This window comes from Phenylobacterium sp., from assembly GCF_046291545.1.
GTDB lineage: Bacteria > Pseudomonadota > Alphaproteobacteria > Caulobacterales > Caulobacteraceae > Phenylobacterium.
This window is the reverse complement of sequence record NZ_JBKBSM010000001.1, coordinates 270,342-293,061: the sequence shown is the minus strand read 5'-3', so window position 1 is coordinate 293,061 and position 22,720 is coordinate 270,342. Positions and strand designations below refer to the sequence as shown.

Sequence of the window (22,720 nt, the reverse complement as noted above, 5' to 3'; positions counted from 1 at the left end):
GGCGCGCGAGCCTAGCCCAGGCCGCCGCAGGCGGGCGTGATCTGGATCAAACGCCCGCCCACGCTTGGCCGCGCCTCAGGCCTCGTCGGCGCGGGTGATGATCCGCGAGACCAGGCCGTAGGCCACCGCTTCCTCGGCGTTGAGCCAGAAGTTGCGCTGGGTGTCGGTGACGATCTTCTCGTAGGGCTGGCCGGTCTCGCGCGCGATCATGCGGTTCACCCGCTCGCGCATCTTCACGATCTCTTCGGCCTCGATCTGGATGTCCGAGGCCTGGCCGCGCACGCCGCCCATGGGCTGGTGCAGCAGGAAGCGGGTGTTGGGCAGGCAAAGCCGGTTTTCCCTGGTCGCGCCCAGATAGATGTGGGCGCCGGCGCTGGCGACCCAGCCGGTGCCGATCACCTTCACCTGCGGGCCGCAGTAGCGGATCATATCGTGGATGGTGTCGCCGCTTTCCACGTGGCCGCCCGGCGAGTTGATCACCACCCGGATCGGCTTGTCCGACCCGTCCGAGGCCAGGGCCAGCAGTTGGGCGCTGACACGCTCGGCCAGGCGCATGTCGATTTCGCCGAAGACCAGGACCGTGCGGGAGTTGAACAGCGCGTTCTGGACGGGACCCGCCGTCATCGGCATGTCGGGCTTGCGCGCGCCGTCGTCGTCCTCGTCGTCCATCCAAATGCCCATGAAGCGGGTCTCCTAAATTTTCCAGGTCGGGCCGGAACGTGCGTCGCCCCGCGCCCCGCCGCAAGGGCATGGCGCAAGAAAACGGGCGAAGGTCAAGGGCGTCGAACCCGCGGCTGGCCGAGCCGTTAGGTTTCCATGCGCCTCAAGCCGGCCGTCCTGCGCCCGCCCTCTCCCGAGACGCTGGGCTGGGCCGGCCTCTGGACCGCCCTCGCGGACATGGCGATCGCCGCCTTGGTGATGGTGGTGGTGGTCGACGCCTGGGCCCCGCCGCAGGATCTGCCGTGGAAGCCGCTGCGCCTGGCCGACCCGCCGGGCCTGGCCACCGCGGCCAAGTTCGCCCGGGCCGCGGCCGATCCGACGCTCTGCCGCGCGGTGATGAGCGAGGGCGGCGTGGACTTCGCCGAGGAACCGGATCGGGCTGACGGCGCATGCGAGACCGCGAACGCGGTCCGCCTCACCGGCGGGACGACGCCGCTGTCCCCCGCTGCGCCGGTGATGAGCTGTCCTCTCGCCCTGGCCTATGTCTTCTGGGACCGGCACGCCGTGCAGCCGGCGGCGCGCGCGGAGCTCTGCGAGCGGGTGACGCGGATCGAGCACTACGGCGTCTACGCCTGCCGCAACGTCTATGGGCGAGCCCAGGGCCGGCGCAGCGAGCACGCCGCCGCCAACGCCCTGGACGTCGCCGGCTTTCGCCTCGGCGACGGGCGGCTGGTGACGGTGGCCCGACACTTCCGCACGGAGGACGAACGCGGCGAATTCCTGCACCGGGCCCGGGCCGGCGCCTGCCGCTGGTTCCGGGCCACCCTGTCGCCCGACTACAACGCCGCCCACGCCGACCACCTTCACCTGGACTACGGCCGTTTCCGCGTCTGCAGCTAGCTGGGCGCTTGACCCCACGGCGCCCTGGTCTCAAATGGCGCCACTCAATCAAACAGCCGTTTTAAGGGGAGCGCCATGGGCGAGCTATTCGATCTGACGGGCAAGGTGGCGGTGATCACGGGCTCGTCCCGCGGGATCGGCAAGGCGATCGCCGAGCGCATGGCCGAACATGGCGCGAAGGTGACGATCTCCTCGCGCAAGGCGGGCCCCTGCGACGAGGTGGCGGCCGAGATCAACGCCAAGCACCCGGGCGCGGCGATCGCCGTGCCGGCGAACATCTCGTCCAAGGACGACCTGCAGCACCTGGTGGACGAGACGCGAAAGGCGTTCGGCAAGATCGACATCGTCGTCTGCAACGCCGCCTCCAATCCCTATTACGGCCCGATGAGCGGGATCGGCGACGACCAGTTCCGCAAGATCCTGGAAAACAACATCATCGCCAACAACTGGCTGATCAACATGGTCTCGCCGGAGATGCGCGAGCGCAAGGACGGGGCGATCATCATCATCTCGTCCATCGGCGGCCTGCGCGGCACGCCGGTGATCGGGGCCTACGCCATCTCCAAGGCGGCCGACATGCAACTGGCGCGCAACCTCGCCCAGGAGCTCAGCCCCGACAACATCCGCGTCAACTGCATCGCGCCCGGCCTAGTGAAGACCGACTTCGCCCGCGCCCTGTGGGACACCCCCGAAGGCGAACGCCGCGCCAGCTCGGGCACGCCGCTGCGCCGTCTGGGCGAGCCGGACGACATCGCCGGGGCGGCGGTGTTCCTGGCCTCGCGCGCCGGCGGCTGGATGACCGGCCAGACGGTGGTCGTCGACGGCGGTTCGACGAGCTGATGACCCCGGGGCCGGAGTTCCGCTTCGGCCCGGCCGGCCCTGAAGACCTGGAGCGTCTGGCGACGCTTCGGGCCGCGGCCATGCGCGAGAGTCTGGAACGGATCGGCCGGTTCGATCCGGACCGGGCCTATCGCCGGATGGTCGACCAGTACCGGCCTGAGCACACGCGCCTGATCCACACGGACGACCGGCTGGCCGGCTGCGTGGCCATGGGCCCCGGCACGGCCGGCGCCTTGCGGCTGGAGCATTTCTATCTGGAGCCGGCGATCCAGGGGCGCGGCCTGGGTTCGGCGGTGCTGCATGCGCTGCTGGCCGAAGCGGACGCGGCCGGGACGGCGGTGGAGCTCTCCGTCGTGCACGAGAGCCCGGCGCACCGGTTCTACCAGCGGTTCGGTTTCGTCGAGACCGGCCGCGACGCGACGGACATCTACTATCGGCGCGCGCCTAGCGCGCCGCGGCCCGGCTGAGGTCGCGCGCGCGGGCGAGGCGCACGACGCCCTCGTCGAGGGTGGCGTCGGCCTTGGCGAAGCACAGGCGCATGACCGTGGTCACCGGGTCGGCCTCGTAGAGGGCCGAGACCGGGATGGCGGCGACGCCGGCCTCCTTGACCGCGCGGAGGCAGAAGGCGCGGTCCGGCTCGGCGATCCCTGAGGCGGGAAGGTCCACGTTCAGGAAGTAGGTACCTTGGGATTCCAGCACGACGAAGCCTTCTCGGCGCAGGCCCTCGGCGAGCCGGGCCTGGCCGGCCGCGAGCTGGCGCGGCATCGCCTCGAACCAGTCGCCCGGCTGGTCCAGGCCGAAGGCGACCGCCGCCTGCAGGTTGGGCGGGGTGGTGAAGGTGAGGAACTGGTGGGCCTTGCCGAGCGCGCGCGACAGCTCGGGCGCGGCGCAGAGGAAGCCGACCTTCCATCCGGTGAGGCCGAACATCTTGCCGGCCGACCCCACCTTCACACAGCGCTCGCGCATGCCGGGATAGGCGATCAGCGGCCGGTGGACGGCGGGCTCGAACACCACCTGCTCCCAGACCTCGTCGCAGATGGCTGTGAGGCCGTGCCGGACGCACGCCTCGGCCAGGAGCGCCAGGTCCTCGTCCGGGAGAACCACGCCGGCCGGATTGATGGGATTGTTCAGCACCACGAACCGGGTGCGCGGGCCGATCGCCGCCTCGAGCTGGGCGGCCGTGAAGCGCCAGTCGGGGGGCGACAGGGTCACCAGCCGCGGAACCCCGCCGGCCCGCCGGATCAGCGGCAGGTAGGCGTCGTAGACCGGCTGGAAGACGATCACCTCGTCGCCGGGCTCGATGAGGGCGAAGAAGGCGGAGGCCAGCGCCTCGGTGGCGCCGGACGTCACGGTCACCTCGCGCGCCCAGTCAAGGTCCAGGCCCTGGGCGCGCGCGTAGTGCCGGGCCACCGCCTGGCGCAGCTCGGGCAGGCCGGCCATGGGCGGATACTGGTTGTAGCCGTTCAGGACCGCGTCCGCCGCCTTGCGCCGGATGTCCAGCGGTCCGGGATCGTCGGGGAACCCCTGGCCGAGGTTCACCGCCCCCAGCTCGCGGGCGAGGCCGGACATCTCCTCGAAGACCGTGGTCGGCAGGGCGGCGAAGATCGGATTGGCCATGGCCATGCTTTGAAGCCGGGCCCGCGTTCCCGCAAGGGCCTTGCAGGGCGGGTCCGGTTCGCCGGCGGATCGGCGCTCACCCGCTGAGCGGGGCGAGCCCGATGCGAAGGGAGCGAAGGCTGTAGGGCTTGGTGAGCACCACCGAGCCCTCCAGGTCCGGCGGCAGCGCCAGGCCGTCGCCATAGCCGGTTCCGAAGGCGAAGGGCACGCCGGCCTCCTTCAGGCGGCGGGCGGCGGGCAGGCTGGTCTCCCCGCCGAGGTTCACATCGAGCAGGGCGAAGGTGAAGCTCTGGGCCCGCAGGGCGTCCAGGGCGTCGTCGACCGAGCGGGCGACGGTGACCGTGGCCGCGCCGAGGCGGGTCAGCATCTCCTCCGCGTCGATGGCGATGAAGAGGTTGTCCTCGAGCAGCAGGACCGCGCCGCTCAGCGGCTCGGGCCGCGGCGCAGACGGCCGGACGGCCTCGACGGCGCGAGGCTCCAGACGATGCACCAGCGACGCCGGAATCCGCAGGAACGCCTGCACGCCGGTCGGCCGATAGTCGACGCCGCTCTCCCCACGCAGCTCGAAGGGGATCACCTGCTCGATGATGGTGGAGCCGAAGCCGTGCCGCTCGGGGGGAAGCACAGGCGGGCCGCCGACCTCGCGCCAGGTCAGGTGAAGCTCGCTCGTCGGCTCGATTTCGACGTTCACTTCGACCCGCCCGGACGGGCGGCTGAGCGCGCCGTACTTCACCGCGTTGGTGGTCAGCTCGTGGATCACCAGGGTCACGGCCGTAAAGGCCTGGGGGGCCAGCCCCACCTCGGGGCCTTCGATCACCAAGCGCTCCTGCGCGTCGCCGAGATAGGCCTCCACTTCGGCTTCGATCAGGCCGCGAAGCGGAGAGGCGTCCCACCGGCGCGCGGTGAGCTGGTCGTGGGCCCGGGCCATGGACTGGACCCGGCCCTCCAGGACGCTCGTCAGGTCCGCAATGCTGACGGCGGAGGTGGAGCTCTGGGTGATGACGCCGCGCACCAGGCCCAGGATGTTGCGCACCCGATGGTTCAGCTCGGCGATCAGGATCTGCTGGCGCTTGTCGGCGGCCTGCCGCTGCGCGTCGGCCACGTCGGTGAGCTGCAGCACCACTTCCATCAGGGCCACGCGCAGGGACTCGGCGGCCCGCTGCTGGGCCGCCGTCCAGGGCTCGGCCCGGCCTTGAACGATCTCGCGCCAGGCCTCGAAGCTCTTGCGCGGCGTCAGGCGCACCCCGTTCGGTCCCAGGCTCGCCGGCTTGGTGGGATCTCCCGCCCAGGTGACCGCGCGCACGGCCTCCCGCCGGAAGGCGACGACATAGTCCCGCGGCCGCCGGGAGATCGGGATCGCCAGCATGCCGGCGGCGCGCTCGGCGTAGTCCTGGGCCGGCGGGTGGGTCTGGCCAAGATCATCGGCGGCCAGGACGCGCCCGTCGCTGGTGCGGTTGAGCATCCGCACCAGGGCCTCGAACTCCTCGGGAGAGGGCGTCGCCCCATGCAGGGACGTCTTGCCGCCCAGGCAGACGCCGACGCCGTCGCAGTCGAGCATCTCGCGGACGCTTTCGTGGAAGACGGGCGAGTGGGCCCATTCGACCGCGCTCTTGGCGAGGCCCGAGGAGATTCGCGACTGGATCTCCCGCACCCGCAGCTCGTAGCGGGCGTCCTCGGCCCGCAGCCGGCTCTCCAGAAGGTAGGACAGCATCTGGCCGAACAGTTCGGCGGCGGAACGCCGGTCGAAGGACGGCCGCAGGGGCCGGCTGTGGTGGCAGGCGATCAGCCCCCAGAGACGGCCGCCCTGCAGCAGGGAGATCGACATGGACGAGCGCACGCCCATGTTGCGAAGGTACTCGATGTGGATCGGCGAGGCGCTGCGCAGCATGCTCATCGACAGGTCCAGCGGCTGGCCGCTCTCGTCCAGTTCCGGAAGGATCGGGCACGGCGCGCCGTCGACGTCCGCGATCAGCCGCATGAGGTTGCGCTCGTAGAGCGCGCGGGCCTGCTGGGGGATGTCCGAGGCCGGGTAGCGCAATCCGAGGAAGGGCGGCGCGCCGGAGCGCACGGATTCGCCCACCACCTCGCCGGCGCCCGTGTCGTCGAACCGGTAGACCATCACCCGGTCGAAGCCCGTCAGCCCCCGCACCTGTCGCGCCGCTTCGCGCACGAGGGCCGAGAACTCTTCGCACGCCTCCACCCGGCCGATCATGGATCGGACGAGGGTGGCGGCGTTGGCGTGCTCGTCCGAGAGCGAGGGTTCGAACTCCAGGATCACCTCGGCGCCGGAGACGTGGACCGCGACGTCGTACCGATCGGTCCCGCCGGTGAGAGCAAGGCCGAACAGGCGCTCGACGACACCGGCGCCATAGGCCATCTGCAGCCGGCCGCGCACCGCGTGCAGCGCGTCCGCGTCGATCAGGGCGGCCAGGGGAGAGCCCAGGATCTCCTCCAGGCTCCGCCCCAACCAGTCCGGCGCGTTGGCCGAAGCCCGCCGCACGATCCAGCCGGACGACATCGCCAGGATGGCCCCGAACGGCTGGATGGAGCCGGGAATGTGGATCGGCTCGAGATCGCAGTCGGTCAGGTCGACGGCGTGGCTCATCGGATGGCCAGGGGCGGGCGGCATTGCGGCCCGACGCGGGCGAGAAAGGCGTCGAACGCCCAGCAGGCCGCCAGTCCGGCGGCGGCGCGGCGCGGCTCGGTGTCCAAGGCGTCCTCAAGGCGAACCTGGAAGCGCCGCCACAGGTCCTGCCCCTGGCCATGGTCGAGGAAGCGGCTGGACGCGCGCACCCGCGGGTCCGGCGAACCGTGCACCGCCCGGCGCAGGACCGCAGCGCCAAGCCGGCTTCCCTCAAGCACATAGGCCACCCCCATGCGGGCCGGCGCGGAGGTGAGGTCCGGCGGGGCGAGGGACACGTCCGGAAGGCTGGAGCCGAGGCTGTCGAGATCCGCGCTCAGGGCGTCGGCGCGCACGCGCAGCGGCCAATCCGGCAGGTCGAGCCCTACGCCGGCTGCGTCGAGCGCGGCCTCCAAAGATGCAACGGGTGATTGCAGCAGGAGGAAGGTCAGATAGTCTCCGGCGTGCTCGAGCCGCAGCTCGGAGAGCCTGCGGTCGAGCCGATCATGCTTGAGCAAAGTCGCCGACTTGAGGTGATCTCGAGCTCCGCCCACGACACCCTCGACTGTGATGAACAGGAATACTTTGGGAATTCAGTGGTTGCGACGCAACGCTGACTGGCACAAGCGGACTCTTAACATTTGTAGACCGGCGCGTCTGTCCACAACTCGACACTGGTGAACCAAACTGGACTTGAAGCGTTCGCCAACAAGCTTCACCGGAGCCGCCGCATGACCCTCAGTCCCCCTCCGCCGCACCTCGTCAACAACCTGCTCGCCGTGCTGAAGCCGGCCGACGCCGCCGCCCTGAACGAGCATCTGACGGCTCAGGAAACGGCCGGCGGCGAGGTGCTGTTCGAACAGGGGGAGACGGTCCGCTACGCCTATTTCCCGACCGGCGCGACGATGGTCTCCTTCGTCGTCTCGGTGGACGGCGGCCGCGGGATCGAGACGGCGCTCATCGGCCGCGAAGGGGCGGTCGGCGGGATCGTCAGCCAGGGGCGCCTGCCGGCCTATTGCCGTGCGGTGGTGCAGAACCGTGGCGGTCCCCTGCTGCGCATCGAGACGGTCCAGCTGGAGGCGGCCAAGGCCCGCTCGCCGAGCCTGCGCCATCTGTTCGCCCGCTACGCCGACTGCCTCCTGGCCCAGGTCTTTCAGTCGGTCGCCTGCAACGCGGCCCACACCATCGAGGAGCGCGCCTCCAAGTGGCTGGCGGCGGCCGTCGAGCGCACCGGGGCGACCAGCATCACCATGACCCAGGACGAACTGGCCAGCCTGCTCGGCGTCGGCCGCAGCTACATGAGCCAGTTCCTGAAGTCGCTGAAGGCCCGCGGCCTCGTCGAGACCGGGCGGGGACGGATCAAGGTCCTGTCGCCCGCCGGGCTTTCACGCCTCTCCTGCAACTGCAACGAACTGGTCAAGGCCCACTTCGACGAGGTGCTGGCCGGCGTCTATCCGGACAAGGACGCCTAGTCTTCCCTGACGCGCTTCTTGCGGAACGAGGGGTTCAGCACCTGTTTGCGCAGGCGGATGGACTTGGGCGTCACTTCCACCAGCTCGTCCTCCTCGATGTAGGCGATGGCCTGCTCGAGGGTCAGCCGGCGCGGCGGCGTGAGGCGCACCGCTTCGTCCTTGCCCGAGGCGCGGACGTTGGTGAGCTGCTTGGCCTTCATCGGGTTGACGTCCAGGTCGTCGGCCCGGCTGTTCTCGCCGATGATCATGCCCTGGTAGGTCTTCTCCCCGGCGCCGACGAACATGGTCCCGCGCTCCTCCAGGTTCCACAGGGCGTAGGCCGCCGTCTCGCCGTCGGAGTTGGACACCAGCACGCCCTTGCGGCCGGCGTCGATCGGCCCCTTGTAGGGCTCGTAGTGGCTGAACACCCGGTTCAGCACGCCCGAGCCGCGGGTGTCGGTCAGGAACTCGCCCTGGTAGCCGATCAGGGAGCGCGAGGGCGCCATCAGGCTGATCCGCGTCTTGCCCGCCCCCGAGGGGCCCATGTCCTTCAGCTCGGCCTTGCGAGCCGAAAGCTTCTCGATCACCACGCCGGTGAACTCGTCGTCCACGTCGATGACGACCTCCTCGATCGGCTCCAGCCGCTCGCCGGTGGCCTCGTCCTTCTGGAACACCACCCGCGGACGGCTGATGGAGACCTCGAAGCCTTCGCGCCGCATGCTCTCGATCAGCACGCCAAGCTGCAGCTCGCCGCGTCCGGCGACCTCGTAGGCGTCCTTCTCCGCGGTCTCGGCGACCCGAATGGCGACGTTGGACTCGGCTTCCTTCAACAGGCGCTCGCGGATGACGCGGCTCTGCACCTTGTCGCCCTCACGGCCGGCGAGGGGGCTGTCGTTCACCGAAACGGTCATGGAGATGGTCGGCGGGTCGATCGGCTGGGCCGGGAGGGCCTCGGCCACTTCCAGGGCGCACAGGGTGTCGGCCACCGTCGCCTTGCTGAGGCCCGCGATCGCCACGATGTCGCCGGCCTCGGCGAAGTCGATCGGCTGTCGCTTGAGGCCGCGGAAGGCGAGCACCTTGGTGATCCGCCCGCGCTCGATCTCCTTGCCGTCCCGCGACAGCGCCTTGATCGCCAGGCCCGGCACGGCCTTGCCGGCCTCGATGCGGCCGGTCAGCAGGCGGCCCAGGAAGGGGTCGGCCTCGATCAGCACCGACAGCATCTGGAAGGGCTCGTCCTTGCGGGCCTCGGCCTTTGGCGCGGGCACGTGCTCGACGATCAGGTCGAACAGCGGCGCCAGATCGTCGTTCGGCTTGGCCAGGTCCAGGGTCGCCCAGCCGTTCTTTCCCGAGGCGTAGATGTGCGGGAAGTCGAGCTGCTCGTCGGTGGCGCCCATGGCGGCGAACAGGTCGAAGGCGTCGTTCAGCACCCGGTCCGGATCGGCGTGCGGCCGGTCGACCTTGTTCAGGCAAAGGATCGGACGCAGGCCCATCTTCAGGGCCTTGCCCAGGACGAACTTGGTCTGGGGCATGACGCCTTCCTCAGCGTCCACCAGGAGGACGCAGCCGTCCACCATGCCGAGGATCCGCTCCACCTCGCCGCCGAAGTCCGCGTGGCCGGGGGTGTCGATGATGTTGATGCGCGTCTCGCCCGCCTTGCCGTTCCAAAGCACGCTGGTGCACTTGGCCAGGATGGTGATGCCGCGCTCGCGCTCCTGGTCGTTGGAGTCCATGGCGCGTTCGACCGTCGCCTCGTTGGCGCGGAAAACGCCGGACTGGGCCAGCAGCTGGTCCACCAGCGTGGTCTTGCCGTGGTCGACGTGGGCGATGATGGCGATGTTTCGCAACGACATGGGGGCGTTCAGGTTCTTTCGGGGAGGCGCGCGCTTGTAGGCGAGGCGGTCGGTTTCCGCCAGCGCCAATCGGCCGCCTGGCGGCCCGGCGGCCCGCGCGTGTTCAGGATCAGCGCAGCGCTCTACACGAAAATGCCGCGCCGCACGAGGATGTTGTGCGCTGCAACAATATGTGACGTCCTGCCGCAGCCGCCACAAGAGTCTGAAATATAATGGTCTTTCGAATTTTTCGAGAATTTTGAGGGGAAGGTATGCAAACGACGCTTGCTCGTTTGTGCGCCGCACCGTATATGTCGATCCGTGAGGCGTCGCTGACGTCTCTGCCCTTCCTGGGCGTTTCCTCCCTAATGAACTAGCCGCGCCGTTTGGCGCGGCTTTTTTTTTCGCCTGGTCGGGATTCAGGCGAGGCCGCGCCAGTCCGCCGTCGCCAGACTGCGCGTCAGGGTCTCCAGATCCGCCTTCAGGCGAGCAAAGCCCGCCGTCGGCTCCAGCCTGGCCTCATCCAGATAGATCGCCCGGTTGATCTCGATCTGCAGCGCATGCACCCGGCGCGCCGGCCGCCCGTAGTGCTCGGTGGTGTAACCGCCCGCGTAGGGGCTGTTGCGCGTGACGCGATAGCCCATGGTCTCCAGGGCGTCCTCCACCCGGGCGGTCAGCACGTCGGCGCAGGAGGCGCCGAAGCGGTCGCCGAGCACCACGTCGCAGCCGCCCCGCCGTCCCGCGCCCCGCGCGGCGGCCGACGGCATCGAGTGCCAGTCGACCAGGATGGCGAAGCCGTGCGCGCCCTTGGCCTCGGCGATCAGCCGCGCCAGGGCGGCGTGATAGGGCTTGTGCGCCCCTTCGATGCGGGCGTGGGCCTCGGCGTAGGTGAGCTTGCGCGCATAGATCTCCTGGCCCTCGGAGACGACGCGGGCGATCGCCCCCAGGCCGGCGGCGACGCGGGCGGTGCGGGCGCGGGCGAACTCGGGCAGCTCGTCGGCGAACATCGCCGGATCCAGCTCGAACGGCTCGCGGTTCACGTCGATATAGGCCCGCGCCAGCCGGGCGCGGATCAGGGCCGCCCCGAGCGCCGGCGCCTGGTCGATCAGGTCGTCGACGTAGGCGTCCTCGGACCGGCGGATAGCGGTGGCGTCCAGGGACGAGGCGGCCATCATGTCAGAGGGATAGATCCGCCCGGAGTGGGGAGAGGCGAACACCAGCGGCGTCGGCGGCGGCTCGCCCTCGCCGGCGGCGCGCGCCACGTCGAAGGCGTCTGCGCCGCTTGCGGCGTCACCGGCCGTCAGGGGCTCCCAGGCGTTCATGCGACTCACTATGACAGCGGCGCCGCGAGGGGAAAACGGCCCGATGTGGGTTCATCGCGGGTTTACGAACCCGGCGCTAGCATGATCATCGTAAAGTCGATCGCCCCGGAGCCCCCATGCCTCGAATCCTTCTCGCCGAAGACGACGATTCCCTGAGGGGTTTCCTCGCCCGGGCGCTGGAACGGGCGGGCTACGAGGTGCTGGCCTGTCCGGACGGCGAGGCCGCCGCCGCCGCCCTCGACGAGGCGTGGGATCTCCTCCTCACCGACATCGTCATGCCGGGCATCGACGGCATCGAAGTGGCCCGCCGCGCCGCCGCGCGTCACCCGGGGCTTCGGATCATGTTCATCACCGGCTTCGCCGCCGTGGCCCTGGCCGCCGGCGAGAACGCGCCGGCCGGCGCCAAGGTGCTGTCCAAGCCGATCCACCTGCGCGAGATCGTCTCCGAGGTGGAACGGATGATGGCCGCCTGATCGCCGCTTGCGCGGCTCCGGCCGCCCCGTTATATCCCCGCCTTCCCGCTTCCGCCGAACGGCGGAAGACGCATGGCACGGACGCGTAGCTCAGCGGGAGAGCACTACGTTGACATCGTAGGGGTCGCTGGTTCAATCCCAGCCGCGTCCACCATCCTTTCCTCCATGATCGGCGAAGTCGGCGCGGCGGCCGGGGGCGGACCTTCGCCTGCGGCCTAGAAGGCTTTCACCACGATCCGGCGCCCAGGGCGCCAAGCGACGCGAGATGCCTGGAAGTCCGCCATGACGACGCGGCGCTTCGAAGCCCTGGACGGGATGCGCGGGATCGCGGCGCTGGCTGTGTTCGGGCACCATCTGGCCGCGGCGCGCCATCAGACTCTGGTGTTCGGCCACGCCTACCTCGCGGTGGACTTCTTCTTCATGCTCAGCGGCTTCGTCATCGGCGCAGCCTATGAGGAACGCCTCGCCGCGGGCCTTCGCTGGACCGAGTACATGGGCGCGCGCCTCCGTCGGCTCTATCCCATGGTGGTCGCCGGCGCTCTGATCGGCCTCTTGGCGGGCGCGGTCCTGCGCCTGGACGTGAACCTGGCCTTGGCCTTCGCCCTGCAACTCGTCTACGTCCCCTTGGTCGTAGGCCGGGGCGAGGCGTTCCCCCTCAATGTCGCGCAGTGGTCGCTATCCGTCGAACTGGCGGTGAACGCGCTGCACGCTGCGGTGCTGCCGTGGTCGTCGACCCGAGTGCTGGCCGCGCTGGTGGCCCTGAGTGCGGCCGGCCTCCTCGCGGTCGAAGCCGCGCAGGGCGACCTGAACGTGGGGGCGACGGTGGAGACGCTGGGGATGGGAGGCCTGCGGGCGTTGTTCTCCTATTTCGCCGGCGTCCTGATCTACCGGCTTTATCGCGAAGGGCGCCTTCCGCGCCTCAAGGCGCCGTTCTGGTTGGCGGCCTTAGTGCTTGCCGTAGCGCTCGCCGCTCCTCGGCCGCCGCATGCGCCGGATGTGCTCTACGTGACGCTTCTGTTCCCCCTGCTGGTCCTCACCGGCCTGGAATCCCAGCCGGGGCGGGTCTTGAGACCGTTCGCCGCCTGGTCCGGCGCCGTCTCGTATCCGCTCTACGCCATTCACATGCCCCTGGTCGCCCTGGCCGCAGCCGCGACCCCTCGCGACGCCGCGGCCGGCGTCAGGGCCGCGTACTGGGGGCTGGCTGTGGTGGCGATTCTCCTCCTGGCCTGGGCCGTTCAGCGCTTCTATGACGAGCCTGTCCGCAGAGGGCTGAGGGCGCGGGCCGGCGCACCGGTCGCCTGACGATCGACGCCCGCCGCGCCCCCGGGCGGGCGCCCGGTATGGGCGGCGTCACCGGTGCGTCGCCGCCTCGCATGCTGCTAGCACGGAGTGGAGACTCCGCACCCGCCCAAGGAACGCCAGACGTGCCGATCCACGAAACCGAATTCAGCGCGCCGCCGTCGCGCGAAGCCCTGGCCGTCGATGCTGCGGTCCAGGCGCAGGTGGCGCTGAGGCTCGTTGCGGGGCTTCTGGACCATCTCACCGACGCCGGGGTGCTGGCCCACGGCGAAGCCGCTCGAATCGCCGAATGCGCCGCCCGGCGCACGGAGATCGGCGCCCACAGCCAGCGCGCCGAGATCGCCGCGGCGCTTCGCCGGATCGTCGTCGCCTGACTCCGGGGCTGAATCCCCGTCGCCGCCGCGAGCCGCCGCGCGGAAGGATCTCAGCGCGCTTTTGAATCAGCGGTACCGCTCACGAGGTCCGCCCGGCGCTTTGGTGACCATTGATAACACTGTTGCAACAATGGCGATCGTCCGGTGACGCTTTTCGAACACCGTCCGGATTTTGCCTGCGCGGGTATGTCTTCCTGACGCCGATGGTCAAAAAACCCTTGAGCGCCAAGGTGTTGCATTAGCGCCGCTATGACGTTCGGCCGCGCTCCGCGGGGGCCGAAAGGGCTTGCGCAAGCCGCGCCTCACGAAAGAACATCGTTACGAGCCATACGTCCCCGAAACAAATAGCGGGGCGCCGGCTCCTATTGGGGAAGGAAACAGATGTCCAAGAGCAGATTTTTCTGCAGCGCCTCCGCCGTGGCCGTGGCGCTCTCGTTCGGCGCCGCCTCCCAGGCCGCGGCCCAGGAACCCGCCGTCGTCGAGGAAGTCGTCGTCACTGGCTCGTTCATCCGCGGCACGCCTGAAGACGCCGCCCTGCCCGTGGACGTCATCTCGCAGGACGACCTGCAGAAACAGGGCTCGCCCTCGACCGTCGAACTCATGAAGTCGCTGACCGTCTCCAACGGCGTGCTGGGCGACACCAACCAGTTCGACGCACGGGCCCAGGGCTCCGAAGGCGCGGCCACCGTCAACCTGCGCGGCCTCGGCGCCTCGCGCACCCTGGTGCTGATGAACGGCCGCCGGATGGTCAACGCGCCGATCGGCGCCGGCGCCGTCGACGCCAACCTGATCCCCTCGGCCGCGATCGGCCGGGTCGAAGTCCTGAAGGACGGCGCGGCCGCGACCTACGGCTCGGACGCCATCGGCGGCGTGGTCAACTTCATCACCCGCACAAACCTCGACGGCCTGGAGGTCTCGGGCTCCTACAAGTTCATCGACGGCTCCGACGGCGACTACGACGCCTCCATCGCCTGGGGCTGGGTGGGCGACACCGCCAACGTCCTGCTGACCGCGGGCTACCAGCACCGCTCCGAACTGTCGGTGAAGGAGCGGGACTTCGCCCTGCGCGACTATTTCGAAAGCCCGGAAGGCGGCTGGTCCACGGGCGGCAACCCTTCGACCTTCCTGCCGCTCTACACGACCGGCACGGGCGGATTCGCGCCGGCGGCGGGGCTGCAGCGGGACACATCGTGCGTGCCGCTCGGCGGCACGGCGACCTTCTCCGGCACGACCCCGGTCTGCGCCTGGAACTACACGCCCTATGACAACCTGGTGGAGCGCGAGGAGCGCTTCCAGCTCTACGGCGAGGTCAACTCCGACCTGAACGACACCACCCGGCTGCACGTCGAGGCCTTCTACTCCCAGACCGACACGCCCGAGTGGGACACCTCGCCGTCCTATCTGGCCCTGCAGGCGCCGACCTCGGCGACCAACCCGGCCGCCGCCAGCGGCCTGTCGGCCGGCTTCTTCGTGCCCTCGACCAATCCGGGCTTCCAGCTCTATGCGGCGCAGAACCCCGGCGCCATTCCGGCGATCGCCACCGGCGCCTACTTCCCCGGCGTGCTGTTCCGCCCGCTGGGCCTGGCCGGCAACCCCCTGTGGGGCGACGGCTCCTCGACCGGTTCGCGCAAGTATGAGGCCTACCGCGTCTCCGCCAGCATCAAGGGCGACCTCGGCATCGCCGGCATCCGCTACGACGCCGGCTTGACCTACATGGTCGATAACCTGGAGCGCATCGGCTACGACACGGTCGTCAGCCGCTTCCAGCTCGCCCTGCGCGGCCTGGGCGGCCCGAACTGCAACTATCAGACGGGCGCCCCCGGCCAGGGCGGGTGCATGTGGTGGAACCCCTTCGGCAACGCCATTCCGTCCAACTACCAGACCGGCCAGACCAACCCGAACTACAGCGCCACGGTCGCCAACAGCCCTGAGCTCCTGTCCTGGTTCTTCCAGCCCACCGGCGCGGACCTGACCACCCGGCTGTTCGTCGCCGACCTCGTCTTCGACGGCGAGACCGGCATCGAGCTCGGCGGCGGCAAGGTGGCCTGGGCCGTCGGCGGCCAGTTCCGCCGCGGCTATTTCGAGGGCGAGTACGACGGGCTCTCCAGTCTGGAATCCACGCCCTGCGTCGACACCCCGGTGACGGGCACGACGAACTGCGCGGTGCGCAACGGGCCCTTCATGTTCCTGGGCGGCGCGACGCCGTCCGACCTGGAAGGCGACGTCTACGCCGTGTTCGGCGAAGTCAGCCTGCCGTTCACCGACAGCTTCCAGGCCCAGCTCGCCGCCCGCTACGAGGACTATGGCGACAACGGCGGCTCGACCTTCGACCCGAAGCTGTCGCTGCGCTGGCAGATCAACGACATGTTCGCCTGGCGCGGCTCGGTCAGCACCACCTTCCGGGCGCCGCCGCTCACCTCGCTCGATCCCGGCCAGGTGACGTCGCTGCAGTTCCTGGGCGGCGCCTTCCGCGCCGTGGACATCCTCGGCAACCCCGACCTGGAGCCTGAAAGCGCCTTCACCTGGAGCACCGGCCTGATCGTCGACGCCGGGCCGTTCCGCGGATCGATCGACTACTGGGACTTCGACTTCGAGAACCCGATCGTCACCGAGCCGGTCGGCGGCATGTTCGCGGCCATGTTCCCGACGGGCGCGGGCACGGGCAACTGCGGCAATCCCGCCTATGCGGCCCTGCAGCAGCGCTTCGTGTTCCAGGGCGCCTGCGGGGTCTCGACCCTGTCGCGGATCGTCACCAATACGATCAACGGCCCGGGCACCAAGACCAGCGGCTTCGACGTGCTCGGCACGCTCGACTTCCCCGACACGCTGGGCGGCGACGTCGAGTTCGGCGGCAGCATGACCTACGTGCTGAAGTACGACGTCGACGCGACCACCGTGGAAGGCATCGAGGTCCAGCCGGCCCTCGAGGGCGTCAACAAGCTGAACTACCAGACGCAGATCGTGCCGGTCCCGCAGTGGAAGGCCCAGCTCTACGGCGAGTACAGCAATGGTCCGCACAACGTGCGGCTGACGCTGAACTACATCGACAGCTACATCGACCAGCGCACCTCGCCTTACGCGCCGAACGTCCTGGCCACCTCGACCGGCACGACGGTGTTCAAGTCGAACGAGGGGCGCAAGATCGACGGCTGGCTCACCGCCAACCTCACCTATCGGGTGCTCCTGCCCTGGGACACCACGGCGGTGCTTTCCATCGACAACCTGACGGACCAGGATCCCTCCTACGCCCGTCTGGACCTGAACTACGACCCCTTCACCGGCAATCCGCTCGGCCGCACGTACAAGCTGAGCCTGACCAAGAAGTTCTGATCGCCGCGTCAGGCGCGCCCCGGCGCGCCTGACCCAAGGGCGCCGCCGGTCTCCGGCGGCGCCTTTTTTCTTGCCCGGCGCGGCCTTTGGGCAACACCGGCCTTACGTAGGGTGAGGCCTTCCCGGACCCTGCGGCCGTGTGCGGTTTGAGCGCGTGGCATGATCCGGACGGCGACCGGATTTGCCGCCGTGGTCGAAATTCCAACAAATTTAAACAAGCTGTGCAAATGGGCGTGCCCGGCGGTCCGTTTTCCGCACGGCGGTATGGCCCCGCGGCTGATCGTCCGTTTGTTTCCGCGCGTATCCCGGCCGCAATTCTGACGTCGGGTACGATTCACGCGCGCAAAATCGGCGCTGGCGCCAAAGCGGCGCAAGTCCGATGATCTCCATACTCAGAGCCAGAAAGCCCGCAGCGTTCCAGTCGGGCGTGGGCTCCTGAGGGGGAAAGGAAACATAGATGTCGAAGAGCAGATATTTCTGCGGCGGATCGATCCTGGCCGTCGCCCTTGCGACTTTCGGGGCTGGCCAGGCCGCGGCCCAGGAGGGCGAAAGCATTGTCGAAGAGGTCGTGGTCACCGGCTCATTCATCGCCGGAACGCCCGAAGACGCGGCCCTGCCGGTCGATGTGATCGGCGCAAAGGAACTGGAGGACCGCGGCTCGCCCACGATGGTCCAGTTCATCAAGACCATCCCCTCGTCCGGGGCGGTGATCGGGGAAAACAACCGCTTCGGCTCGGGCAGCGGCGCGGCGACGATCAACCTGCGCAGCCTGAACTCGTCTGTCACCGGAACGCGGACCCTGGTGCTCTTCAACGGCCGGCGCCTGCCGGTCTCGCCCCAGGGGCTGAACTCGGTCGACATCAACCTCCTGCCCTCGGCCGCGATCGGCCGGGTGGAAGTGCTGAAGGACGGCGCGGCCGCGACCTATGGCTCCGACGCCATCGGCGGCGTGGTCAACTTCATCACCCGCACCGGCCTCGACGGCTTCGAGATGAACGCCAACTACCAGGCGATCGACGGCTCGGACGGCGACTACGACATCAGCCTCGCCTGGGGCTACCAGGCCGACCGCTCGGACGGCATCATCACCCTGGGCTACCGCCATCGCTCGGAACTGCCCATCTCGGAACGGGAATGGGCGCTGCGCACCGGCCCCAGCGGCTATCTCGAGAATCCGCTCGGCGGCTGGGCCGGCACCGGCAATCCCGGGCAGTACCAGACCGCGACCACCGCTCCGGTGGGCTCCCCGCTCACGGGCTTCACCTCGGCCAGCTTCACCGGCGCCCTGCCCGACATCGGCTGCGCGGCCAACGGCGGCGCGCCCTACGCCCTGACCACGGCGATCGTCAGCCCGACGTCGTGCAACTTCCAGTACACGACCTTCGACAACCTGGTCGAGAACGAGGACCACTACCAGGCCTACGGCAAGTTCAACTTCGACGTCACCGACACCATCTCGGCCAAGATCGAAGTGCTCTACGCCATGCACGAGACGCCGCTGCAGAGCTGGGCGATCACCGGGCCGAACCAGTTCCCGGCGCCGGTTCTCGCCTCCGGCGCCTCGGCCGGCGGCGGCGTGTCGCCGATCCCGGCGACGGGCACCGGCGAGCAGTCGCGCTTCTACATTCCGGCGACCAACCCCGGCCTGGTGGCCCTGATCGGCCAGATCAACGGCGCCAGCTGCGCCGGTCCGGTCTTCCCCTACGGGGTCGACGCGGCGTCCTGCGCCACCGGCCTGGCCCTGGCGCGCAGCCAGGTCGCCAATGCGGCGCTCTACGGCGTGGCCTCCAGCCAGACCGCCTGGCGTCCGATCGGCTTCGCCGGCAGCCCCTACACCGAGGACCGGCACGCCCACTATTCCTACAAGATCGACACGTTCCGCGTCGCCGGCGGCTTCAAGGGCGAGTTCGAGAACGGCATCGGCTGGGACGTCTCGATGACGTACCAGAAGCAAGACTACAACTATAACCTGGAAGACCTGTCGGTGAACCGGCTGCAGCTCGCCCTGCGCGGCTTCGGCAGCCGTGAAGGCGCCGCCGACCAGTGCACCGCAGCGGAGACGGCCAATTTCACCGCCAACGCCGGCAACGCTGCGATCGGCTGCTACTACTTCAACCCCTTCACCAACGCCTTCGCCGAAAGCCTCGCCGGCGTCGGGGCCAATCCCTACTACATCGGCTCCAGCACCATCCCCGGCTTCAACGAGGCGGCGGACGCCCGTCCGGACGTCGTCGCCTGGATGGACGAGAAGCAGCGCAACGAGATCTCATCGGAGCTGTTCGTCGCCGACCTCGTCCTGAACGGCGAAGCGCCCTGGGAACTGGGCGGCGGCAACGTGGCCTGGGCGGCGGGCGGCCAGTTCCGTTACGACCGCACCATCCAGGACCCGGACCAGCTCTACGACGCGAACGCCACGCCCTGCGTGGACTCGCCGCCGTTCGGCGACGGCTCGCCCTACTGCGCCACCACCGCCAACGGTCCGTTCCTGTTCAACGCGAACCTGCGTCCGTATGACGTAAACCGGAAGATCAGCTCGGCCTTCGCCGAGGTGCTGTTCCCGATCACCGACGACCTGGAGCTGACCGTCGCCGGCCGCTACGAGTACTACGAAAGCCAGGGCGAGACCTTCAATCCTAAGGCCTCCGTCCGTTGGCAGGCGCTGGACTGGCTGGCCCTACGCGGTTCCGTGGGCACCACCTACCGCGCCCCGGCCGCAACCCTGACCACCACGAACTTCACCCGCCAGCTTACGAACGCCAACGGGACCTATCGGGCGAACGACCTCTACGGCAATCCGGACCTCGAGCCGGAAACCGCGCTGACCTACAACATCGGCGCGGCCGTGGACTTCGGCGGCTTCCGCGGGACGGTCGACTACTGGAGCTTCGACTTCGAAGATCCGATGACTTCGGAAACCACGGCCGACCTGCTGAACGTCATGTTCCCGGGCGGCTCGGCGACGGGCAACTGCGGCAATCCCGCCTATGCTGCGGTCCAGGCGCGGTTCACCTTCGCCGGCTCCTGCAGCCGGGCGAACATCCTGTCCTACCGCACCCAGTACATCAACGGCGGGACCGTGAAGACCTCGGGCATCGACTTCCAGGCCAGCCTGGAGGTGGGCGAAGTGTTCGGCGGCGAGCTCTCCACGGGCGTGGACGGCACTTACCTGCTGAAGTACGACGAGGATCCCTACGACATCGAGGGCTTCTCCTCGAGCGCCACGGGCACCCAGGAGCGGGCCGGCACCTACCGCGCCTCGCTGTTCACCGGCTACAATCGCCTGCGGGCCAACGCCTACGTGAACTGGGCCATGGGCCGCTACAACGCGCGCTGGCAGGTGCGCCACGTGTCTTCGACCACCCAGGTCGAGACCAACTCGATCAACATCGCCCGCAACGTCGGCTCGACGACGAAGATCCCGGAATACTGGCAGCACGACCTGACCATCCGGGCGGACCTGCCGTGGGACACCACGGCGACCTTCACGGTCCAGAACATCTTTGACGAGGACCCGCCGTTCGCGATCGGCACCCAGTACAACTACGACCCGGGCAGCGGAAATCCGCTGGGCCGCGTCTTCCAGATCGGCCTGAAGAAGCGCTTCTAGGGGCGTTTTCGACACCGCCGGCCGGGGCTCCCCGGCCGGAGGGGACATGGGCGTCGCCGGCTTCCGGCGGCGCCCTTTTCTTACGGCTTGTCCTTCTCAGACATGGCCTTGACCTCGGCCGCGGTGAGCTTGCGCACGCTCCGGACCAGGCACCGCTGCGGTCCGAACGGCCCGGGCGCGATGACGACGGCGTCCATGCCTGAGCAGATCCAAGAGCCGCCGCGGGCCTGGATGGCGATGCCGGTGGCCCAGTCGACATCGGGACAAGTGCTGAAGAGCTCCAGCTGATACATCTCGCGCACGCCGACACGCAGGTTCACCGTGCGGTCGTCCACGGCGTTGAAGCTGGTGACGTCGCGGGCGGTGAAGCACTCGCGCCCCTGGCCGGCGGCGGACGCCGTCTGGTCCCCGGCGCCTTTCGCGCCGGGTGCGGCGCAGGCCGTCAGCATGATCGCCGCCGCAAAGGGCGCAGCGCGAAGGATGGGATGGATCATGGTCGGCGCCTCGGGCTCAGGCCCCCCGTTGCAGGCCATTATATACGCGCGTCCGGACGCCCTAGGAACGGCCCTTCCGCGCGGCGCGGCGAGCGAAACCGCGCGGGATCCACCGCCGCGGCCACGGGCGCCGGCAAGGGGGACGGCGCCCCGACCGCCAGGGCGGCGACGTGCTCGGCCAGGAGCGGGGCGGTGGCGAAGCCGCGGCCGCCCAGACCGCTCAGAACGAAGAGCCCGGCCGCGCCCTCGGGCGCGGCGCCGGCGAGCGGCAGATGGTCGGGTGTGGCGGCCCGGACCGACGCGCGGCCGTGCAGGGGGCGGCCGCCGACGGCGCGGGCCAGGGCGGGCCGTCCGTCCGTCAGGGTCTGAAGATTGCGTGCGTGATCGCCCTGGCGCTCCTCGGTCGTTTCATCGTCGCGATCGTGCGTGGCGCCGAAGACGAGGCCGTGGCGGGTGGGCGCGGCGTAGCCGCCCCAGGCCGACGCCGCCGGCGGCGAGTCCGTATCGGACCAGCTCACCTGCCCGCGGACCGGCCGCAGGGGCAGGCCGGGCACCAGGCGGGCGGTGTCCAGCCCGGCGGCGACGATCACTGCATCGGCGACTGCGATCAGTTCGCCGGCCGCGCCGAGCAGGCGCCAGGCGCCCGTCGCCGCCCTCTCCAGGGCCGCGACCCGGGCGTGGCGCGGCTCGCCCGCCGCCCAGGCCGCCAGGGCGAGGGCCGGTTCGATCACCAGGGCCGCCTCCATGGCCAGGCCCGGCGCTGCGGCGGGTTCGGCCAGTCTGGCGGACACCGCCTGCGCCGGGAGCGGAACCAGCGCCTCCGCCTCGAAGAGGCCGCTCGCGGCGACCCTGGCGAACCGCTCGGCGTCCCGCTCGCCGACCGCCGCCTGTACGACGCCGCGGGCGATGATCGCGTCCGGGATCTCGGCGTAGAGACGGCCGGCCCGGGCGAGGGCCTGGGCGAACAGGGCCGCGGTGGGGCCAAGTCCGGCGTCGAGCCGCGGCGTCACCAGGGCCGCCGGGTTTCCTGAGGCGCCGGCGCCGATTCGTTCGGCTTCGAACAGGTCCACCGCCGCCCCGAGGGCGCGGGCGGCCCGCGCGGTGGCGCAGCCGGCCACCCCCGCCCCGATCACCGCCAGTCGGGGCCGCGGCGCCTCGGCGGGAGGGCGGCCCGGCAGGCGCGCCTCCAGCCGTTCGCGCTTGCGACCGAAGCCAGGCTTCTTCTCCACCGCGAATCCGGCGTCGGCCAGGCCCCGTCGCACGGCCCCGGCCACGGTGAAGGTCGCGGCGCTGGCGCCGGGGGCGGAACGGGCGGCCACGAGGTCCAGCACCTCCTGGCGCCACATCGCCGGATTGAGGGCAGGGGAGAAGCCGTCGAGGAACCAGGCGTCGGCCGATCCGCTCCAGGCGGCCAGGGCTTCGCCGACCTCCATGACGGCCACGTCCACGATGGCCCCCACCTCGGGCAGGTCGATGCGGTGGAAGCCGCGGGCCCGCCCGGGCCAGCGGGCCGTCAGCAGGGCGGCGAGGTCGGCCAACTCGGGCCAGGCGGAGAGGGCGCGGGCGGCTTCGTCGGCGGTGATGGGATGGGCTTCGACGGAGAAGACGTGCAGGCGGGCGTCGGCCGGCCGGCTGGCGCGCCACAGGTCCAGGAGGGCCAGAATGTTGAGGCCGGCGCCGAAGCCGAGCTCGCCGACCACGAATCGGCTCCGGCCGGCCCAGGCGTCGGGAAGGCCGCAGCCGTCCAGGAACACGGCGCGCGTCTCGGCCAGGCCGTCTTCGGCCGAGAAATAGATGTCGTCATAGAGGCGCGAACGGGGCCGGCCGTCCTCTGTCCAGACGAGCGGCGAGGCGTCCGAGGGGGGCGAATCGCTCATGAACCAGATGTCGCCCGCCGAGGCGAT

Annotated in this window: 17 protein-coding genes and 1 tRNA gene; 10 read left to right on the top strand and 8 right to left on the bottom strand. The window is 69.9% G+C overall.

What is annotated here, in order from left to right:
• Positions 1-75 precede the first annotated feature (75 nt).
• The gene (locus tag ACK4YQ_RS01420; protein WP_409607525.1) at positions 76-681 is read right to left on the bottom strand and encodes an ATP-dependent Clp protease proteolytic subunit; all 606 of its coding nucleotides are present in this window, start codon (positions 679-681) and stop codon (positions 76-78) included.
• Positions 682-816: 135 nt separating this feature from the next.
• Here ACK4YQ_RS01420 and ACK4YQ_RS01415 point away from each other — a divergent pair, with 135 nt between their 5' ends.
• The 3 genes from ACK4YQ_RS01415 (at position 817) to ACK4YQ_RS01405 (ending at position 2,867) form a co-directional block, all read left to right on the top strand.
• Positions 817-1,560 (top strand): extensin family protein, encoded by a 744-nt coding sequence (locus ACK4YQ_RS01415; protein WP_409607523.1) that lies wholly within the window; start codon positions 817-819, stop codon positions 1,558-1,560.
• A 75-nt stretch (positions 1,561-1,635) separates the two neighbouring features.
• A complete protein-coding gene (locus ACK4YQ_RS01410; RefSeq protein ID WP_409607521.1) occupies positions 1,636-2,400 on the top strand; it encodes an SDR family oxidoreductase in 765 nt (254 codons plus the stop codon).
• Entirely contained in the window at positions 2,400-2,867 is a 468-nt protein-coding gene (locus ACK4YQ_RS01405; protein ID WP_409607519.1) for a GNAT family N-acetyltransferase, read from the top strand. Before ACK4YQ_RS01410 ends, ACK4YQ_RS01405 begins: the two co-directional genes overlap by 1 nt.
• On the opposite strand, the gene ACK4YQ_RS01400 is transcribed toward ACK4YQ_RS01405, so the two are convergent.
• The 3 genes from ACK4YQ_RS01400 to ACK4YQ_RS01390 all read right to left on the bottom strand — a co-directional run bounded on the left by ACK4YQ_RS01400 (position 2,845) and on the right by ACK4YQ_RS01390 (position 7,155).
• Positions 2,845-4,017 carry an aminotransferase gene (locus ACK4YQ_RS01400; protein WP_409607517.1) on the bottom strand — a complete coding sequence of 391 codons (1,173 nt, stop codon included), beginning with the start codon at positions 4,015-4,017 and terminating at the stop codon, positions 2,845-2,847. The two genes, ACK4YQ_RS01405 and ACK4YQ_RS01400, sit on opposite strands and share 23 nt — an antisense overlap.
• A 76-nt stretch (positions 4,018-4,093) precedes the next feature.
• Positions 4,094-6,622 (bottom strand): HWE histidine kinase domain-containing protein, encoded by a 2,529-nt coding sequence (locus ACK4YQ_RS01395; protein ID WP_409607515.1) that lies wholly within the window; start codon positions 6,620-6,622, stop codon positions 4,094-4,096.
• The gene (locus tag ACK4YQ_RS01390) at positions 6,619-7,155 is read right to left on the bottom strand and encodes a biliverdin-producing heme oxygenase (RefSeq protein WP_409607513.1); all 537 of its coding nucleotides are present in this window, start codon (positions 7,153-7,155) and stop codon (positions 6,619-6,621) included. Before ACK4YQ_RS01390 ends, ACK4YQ_RS01395 begins: the two co-directional genes overlap by 4 nt.
• Positions 7,156-7,368: 213 nt before the next feature.
• Here ACK4YQ_RS01390 and ACK4YQ_RS01385 point away from each other — a divergent pair, with 213 nt between their 5' ends.
• Complete coding sequence (locus tag ACK4YQ_RS01385) at positions 7,369-8,109, top strand: Crp/Fnr family transcriptional regulator (protein ID WP_409607511.1); 741 nt, start codon at positions 7,369-7,371, stop codon at positions 8,107-8,109.
• On the opposite strand, the gene typA is transcribed toward ACK4YQ_RS01385, so the two are convergent.
• Positions 8,106-9,938 (bottom strand): translational GTPase TypA, encoded by a 1,833-nt coding sequence (gene typA / locus ACK4YQ_RS01380; RefSeq protein WP_409607509.1) that lies wholly within the window; start codon positions 9,936-9,938, stop codon positions 8,106-8,108. The genes ACK4YQ_RS01385 and typA overlap by 4 nt on opposite strands.
• Before the next feature lie 398 nt (positions 9,939-10,336).
• Positions 10,337-11,239, bottom strand: a complete 903-nt coding sequence (locus tag ACK4YQ_RS01375; RefSeq protein WP_409607507.1) for an N-formylglutamate amidohydrolase — start codon at positions 11,237-11,239, stop codon at positions 10,337-10,339.
• 116 nt (positions 11,240-11,355) lie between these two features.
• On the opposite strand from ACK4YQ_RS01375, the gene ACK4YQ_RS01370 reads away from it, so the two are divergent.
• The 6 genes from ACK4YQ_RS01370 (at position 11,356) to ACK4YQ_RS01345 (ending at position 20,322) form a co-directional block, all read left to right on the top strand.
• Positions 11,356-11,712: a response regulator gene (locus ACK4YQ_RS01370; RefSeq protein ID WP_409607505.1), complete on the top strand. Its 357-nt coding sequence runs from the start codon at positions 11,356-11,358 to the stop codon at positions 11,710-11,712.
• Between the two features lie 79 nt (positions 11,713-11,791).
• Positions 11,792-11,866, top strand: a tRNA-Val gene (locus ACK4YQ_RS01365).
• Between the two features lie 128 nt (positions 11,867-11,994).
• The gene (locus ACK4YQ_RS01360) at positions 11,995-13,014 is read left to right on the top strand and encodes an acyltransferase family protein (protein ID WP_409607503.1); all 1,020 of its coding nucleotides are present in this window, start codon (positions 11,995-11,997) and stop codon (positions 13,012-13,014) included.
• Positions 13,015-13,136: 122 nt separating this feature from the next.
• A complete protein-coding gene (locus tag ACK4YQ_RS01355) occupies positions 13,137-13,385 on the top strand; it encodes a hypothetical protein (RefSeq protein WP_409607501.1) in 249 nt (82 codons plus the stop codon).
• A gap of 381 nt (positions 13,386-13,766) precedes the next feature.
• Positions 13,767-16,715 carry a TonB-dependent receptor domain-containing protein gene (locus ACK4YQ_RS01350; RefSeq protein ID WP_409607499.1) on the top strand — a complete coding sequence of 983 codons (2,949 nt, stop codon included), beginning with the start codon at positions 13,767-13,769 and terminating at the stop codon, positions 16,713-16,715.
• Positions 16,716-17,172: 457 nt separating this feature from the next.
• Complete coding sequence (locus tag ACK4YQ_RS01345; RefSeq protein ID WP_409607497.1) at positions 17,173-20,322, top strand: TonB-dependent receptor domain-containing protein; 3,150 nt, start codon at positions 17,173-17,175, stop codon at positions 20,320-20,322.
• Between the two features lie 80 nt (positions 20,323-20,402).
• On the opposite strand, the gene ACK4YQ_RS01340 is transcribed toward ACK4YQ_RS01345, so the two are convergent.
• Both ACK4YQ_RS01340 and mnmC read right to left on the bottom strand, forming a co-directional pair.
• Positions 20,403-20,816, bottom strand: coding sequence for a DUF6491 family protein (locus ACK4YQ_RS01340; protein ID WP_409607495.1), 414 nt, complete (start codon positions 20,814-20,816; stop codon positions 20,403-20,405).
• Positions 20,817-20,854: 38 nt separating this feature from the next.
• Entirely contained in the window at positions 20,855-22,693 is a 1,839-nt protein-coding gene (gene mnmC / locus ACK4YQ_RS01335; protein WP_409607493.1) for an FAD-dependent 5-carboxymethylaminomethyl-2-thiouridine(34) oxidoreductase MnmC, read from the bottom strand.
• Between the last annotated feature and the right edge of the window lie 27 nt (positions 22,694-22,720).

Bases quoted from the DNA above. Each gene is read 5' to 3' on its own strand.
- ACK4YQ_RS01360 (WP_409607503.1), top strand. From the start codon at position 11,995: ATGACGACGCGGCGCTTCGAAGCCCTGGACGGGATGCGCGGGATCGCG.
- ACK4YQ_RS01370 (WP_409607505.1), top strand. From the start codon at position 11,356: ATGCCTCGAATCCTTCTCGCCGAAGACGACGATTCCCTGAGGGGTTTC.
- mnmC (WP_409607493.1), bottom strand. From the start codon at position 22,693: ATGAGCGATTCGCCCCCCTCGGACGCCTCGCCGCTCGTCTGGACAGAG.
- ACK4YQ_RS01385 (WP_409607511.1), top strand. From the start codon at position 7,369: ATGACCCTCAGTCCCCCTCCGCCGCACCTCGTCAACAACCTGCTCGCC.
- ACK4YQ_RS01345 (WP_409607497.1), top strand. From the start codon at position 17,173: ATGTCGAAGAGCAGATATTTCTGCGGCGGATCGATCCTGGCCGTCGCC.
- ACK4YQ_RS01400 (WP_409607517.1), bottom strand. From the start codon at position 4,017: ATGGCCAATCCGATCTTCGCCGCCCTGCCGACCACGGTCTTCGAGGAG.
- ACK4YQ_RS01420 (WP_409607525.1), bottom strand. From the start codon at position 681: ATGGGCATTTGGATGGACGACGAGGACGACGACGGCGCGCGCAAGCCC.
- ACK4YQ_RS01410 (WP_409607521.1), top strand. From the start codon at position 1,636: ATGGGCGAGCTATTCGATCTGACGGGCAAGGTGGCGGTGATCACGGGC.
- ACK4YQ_RS01350 (WP_409607499.1), top strand. From the start codon at position 13,767: ATGTCCAAGAGCAGATTTTTCTGCAGCGCCTCCGCCGTGGCCGTGGCG.
- ACK4YQ_RS01375 (WP_409607507.1), bottom strand. From the start codon at position 11,239: ATGAACGCCTGGGAGCCCCTGACGGCCGGTGACGCCGCAAGCGGCGCA.
- typA (WP_409607509.1), bottom strand. From the start codon at position 9,938: ATGTCGTTGCGAAACATCGCCATCATCGCCCACGTCGACCACGGCAAG.
- ACK4YQ_RS01395 (WP_409607515.1), bottom strand. From the start codon at position 6,622: ATGAGCCACGCCGTCGACCTGACCGACTGCGATCTCGAGCCGATCCAC.
- ACK4YQ_RS01340 (WP_409607495.1), bottom strand. From the start codon at position 20,816: ATGATCCATCCCATCCTTCGCGCTGCGCCCTTTGCGGCGGCGATCATG.
- ACK4YQ_RS01415 (WP_409607523.1), top strand. From the start codon at position 817: ATGCGCCTCAAGCCGGCCGTCCTGCGCCCGCCCTCTCCCGAGACGCTG.
- ACK4YQ_RS01405 (WP_409607519.1), top strand. From the start codon at position 2,400: ATGACCCCGGGGCCGGAGTTCCGCTTCGGCCCGGCCGGCCCTGAAGAC.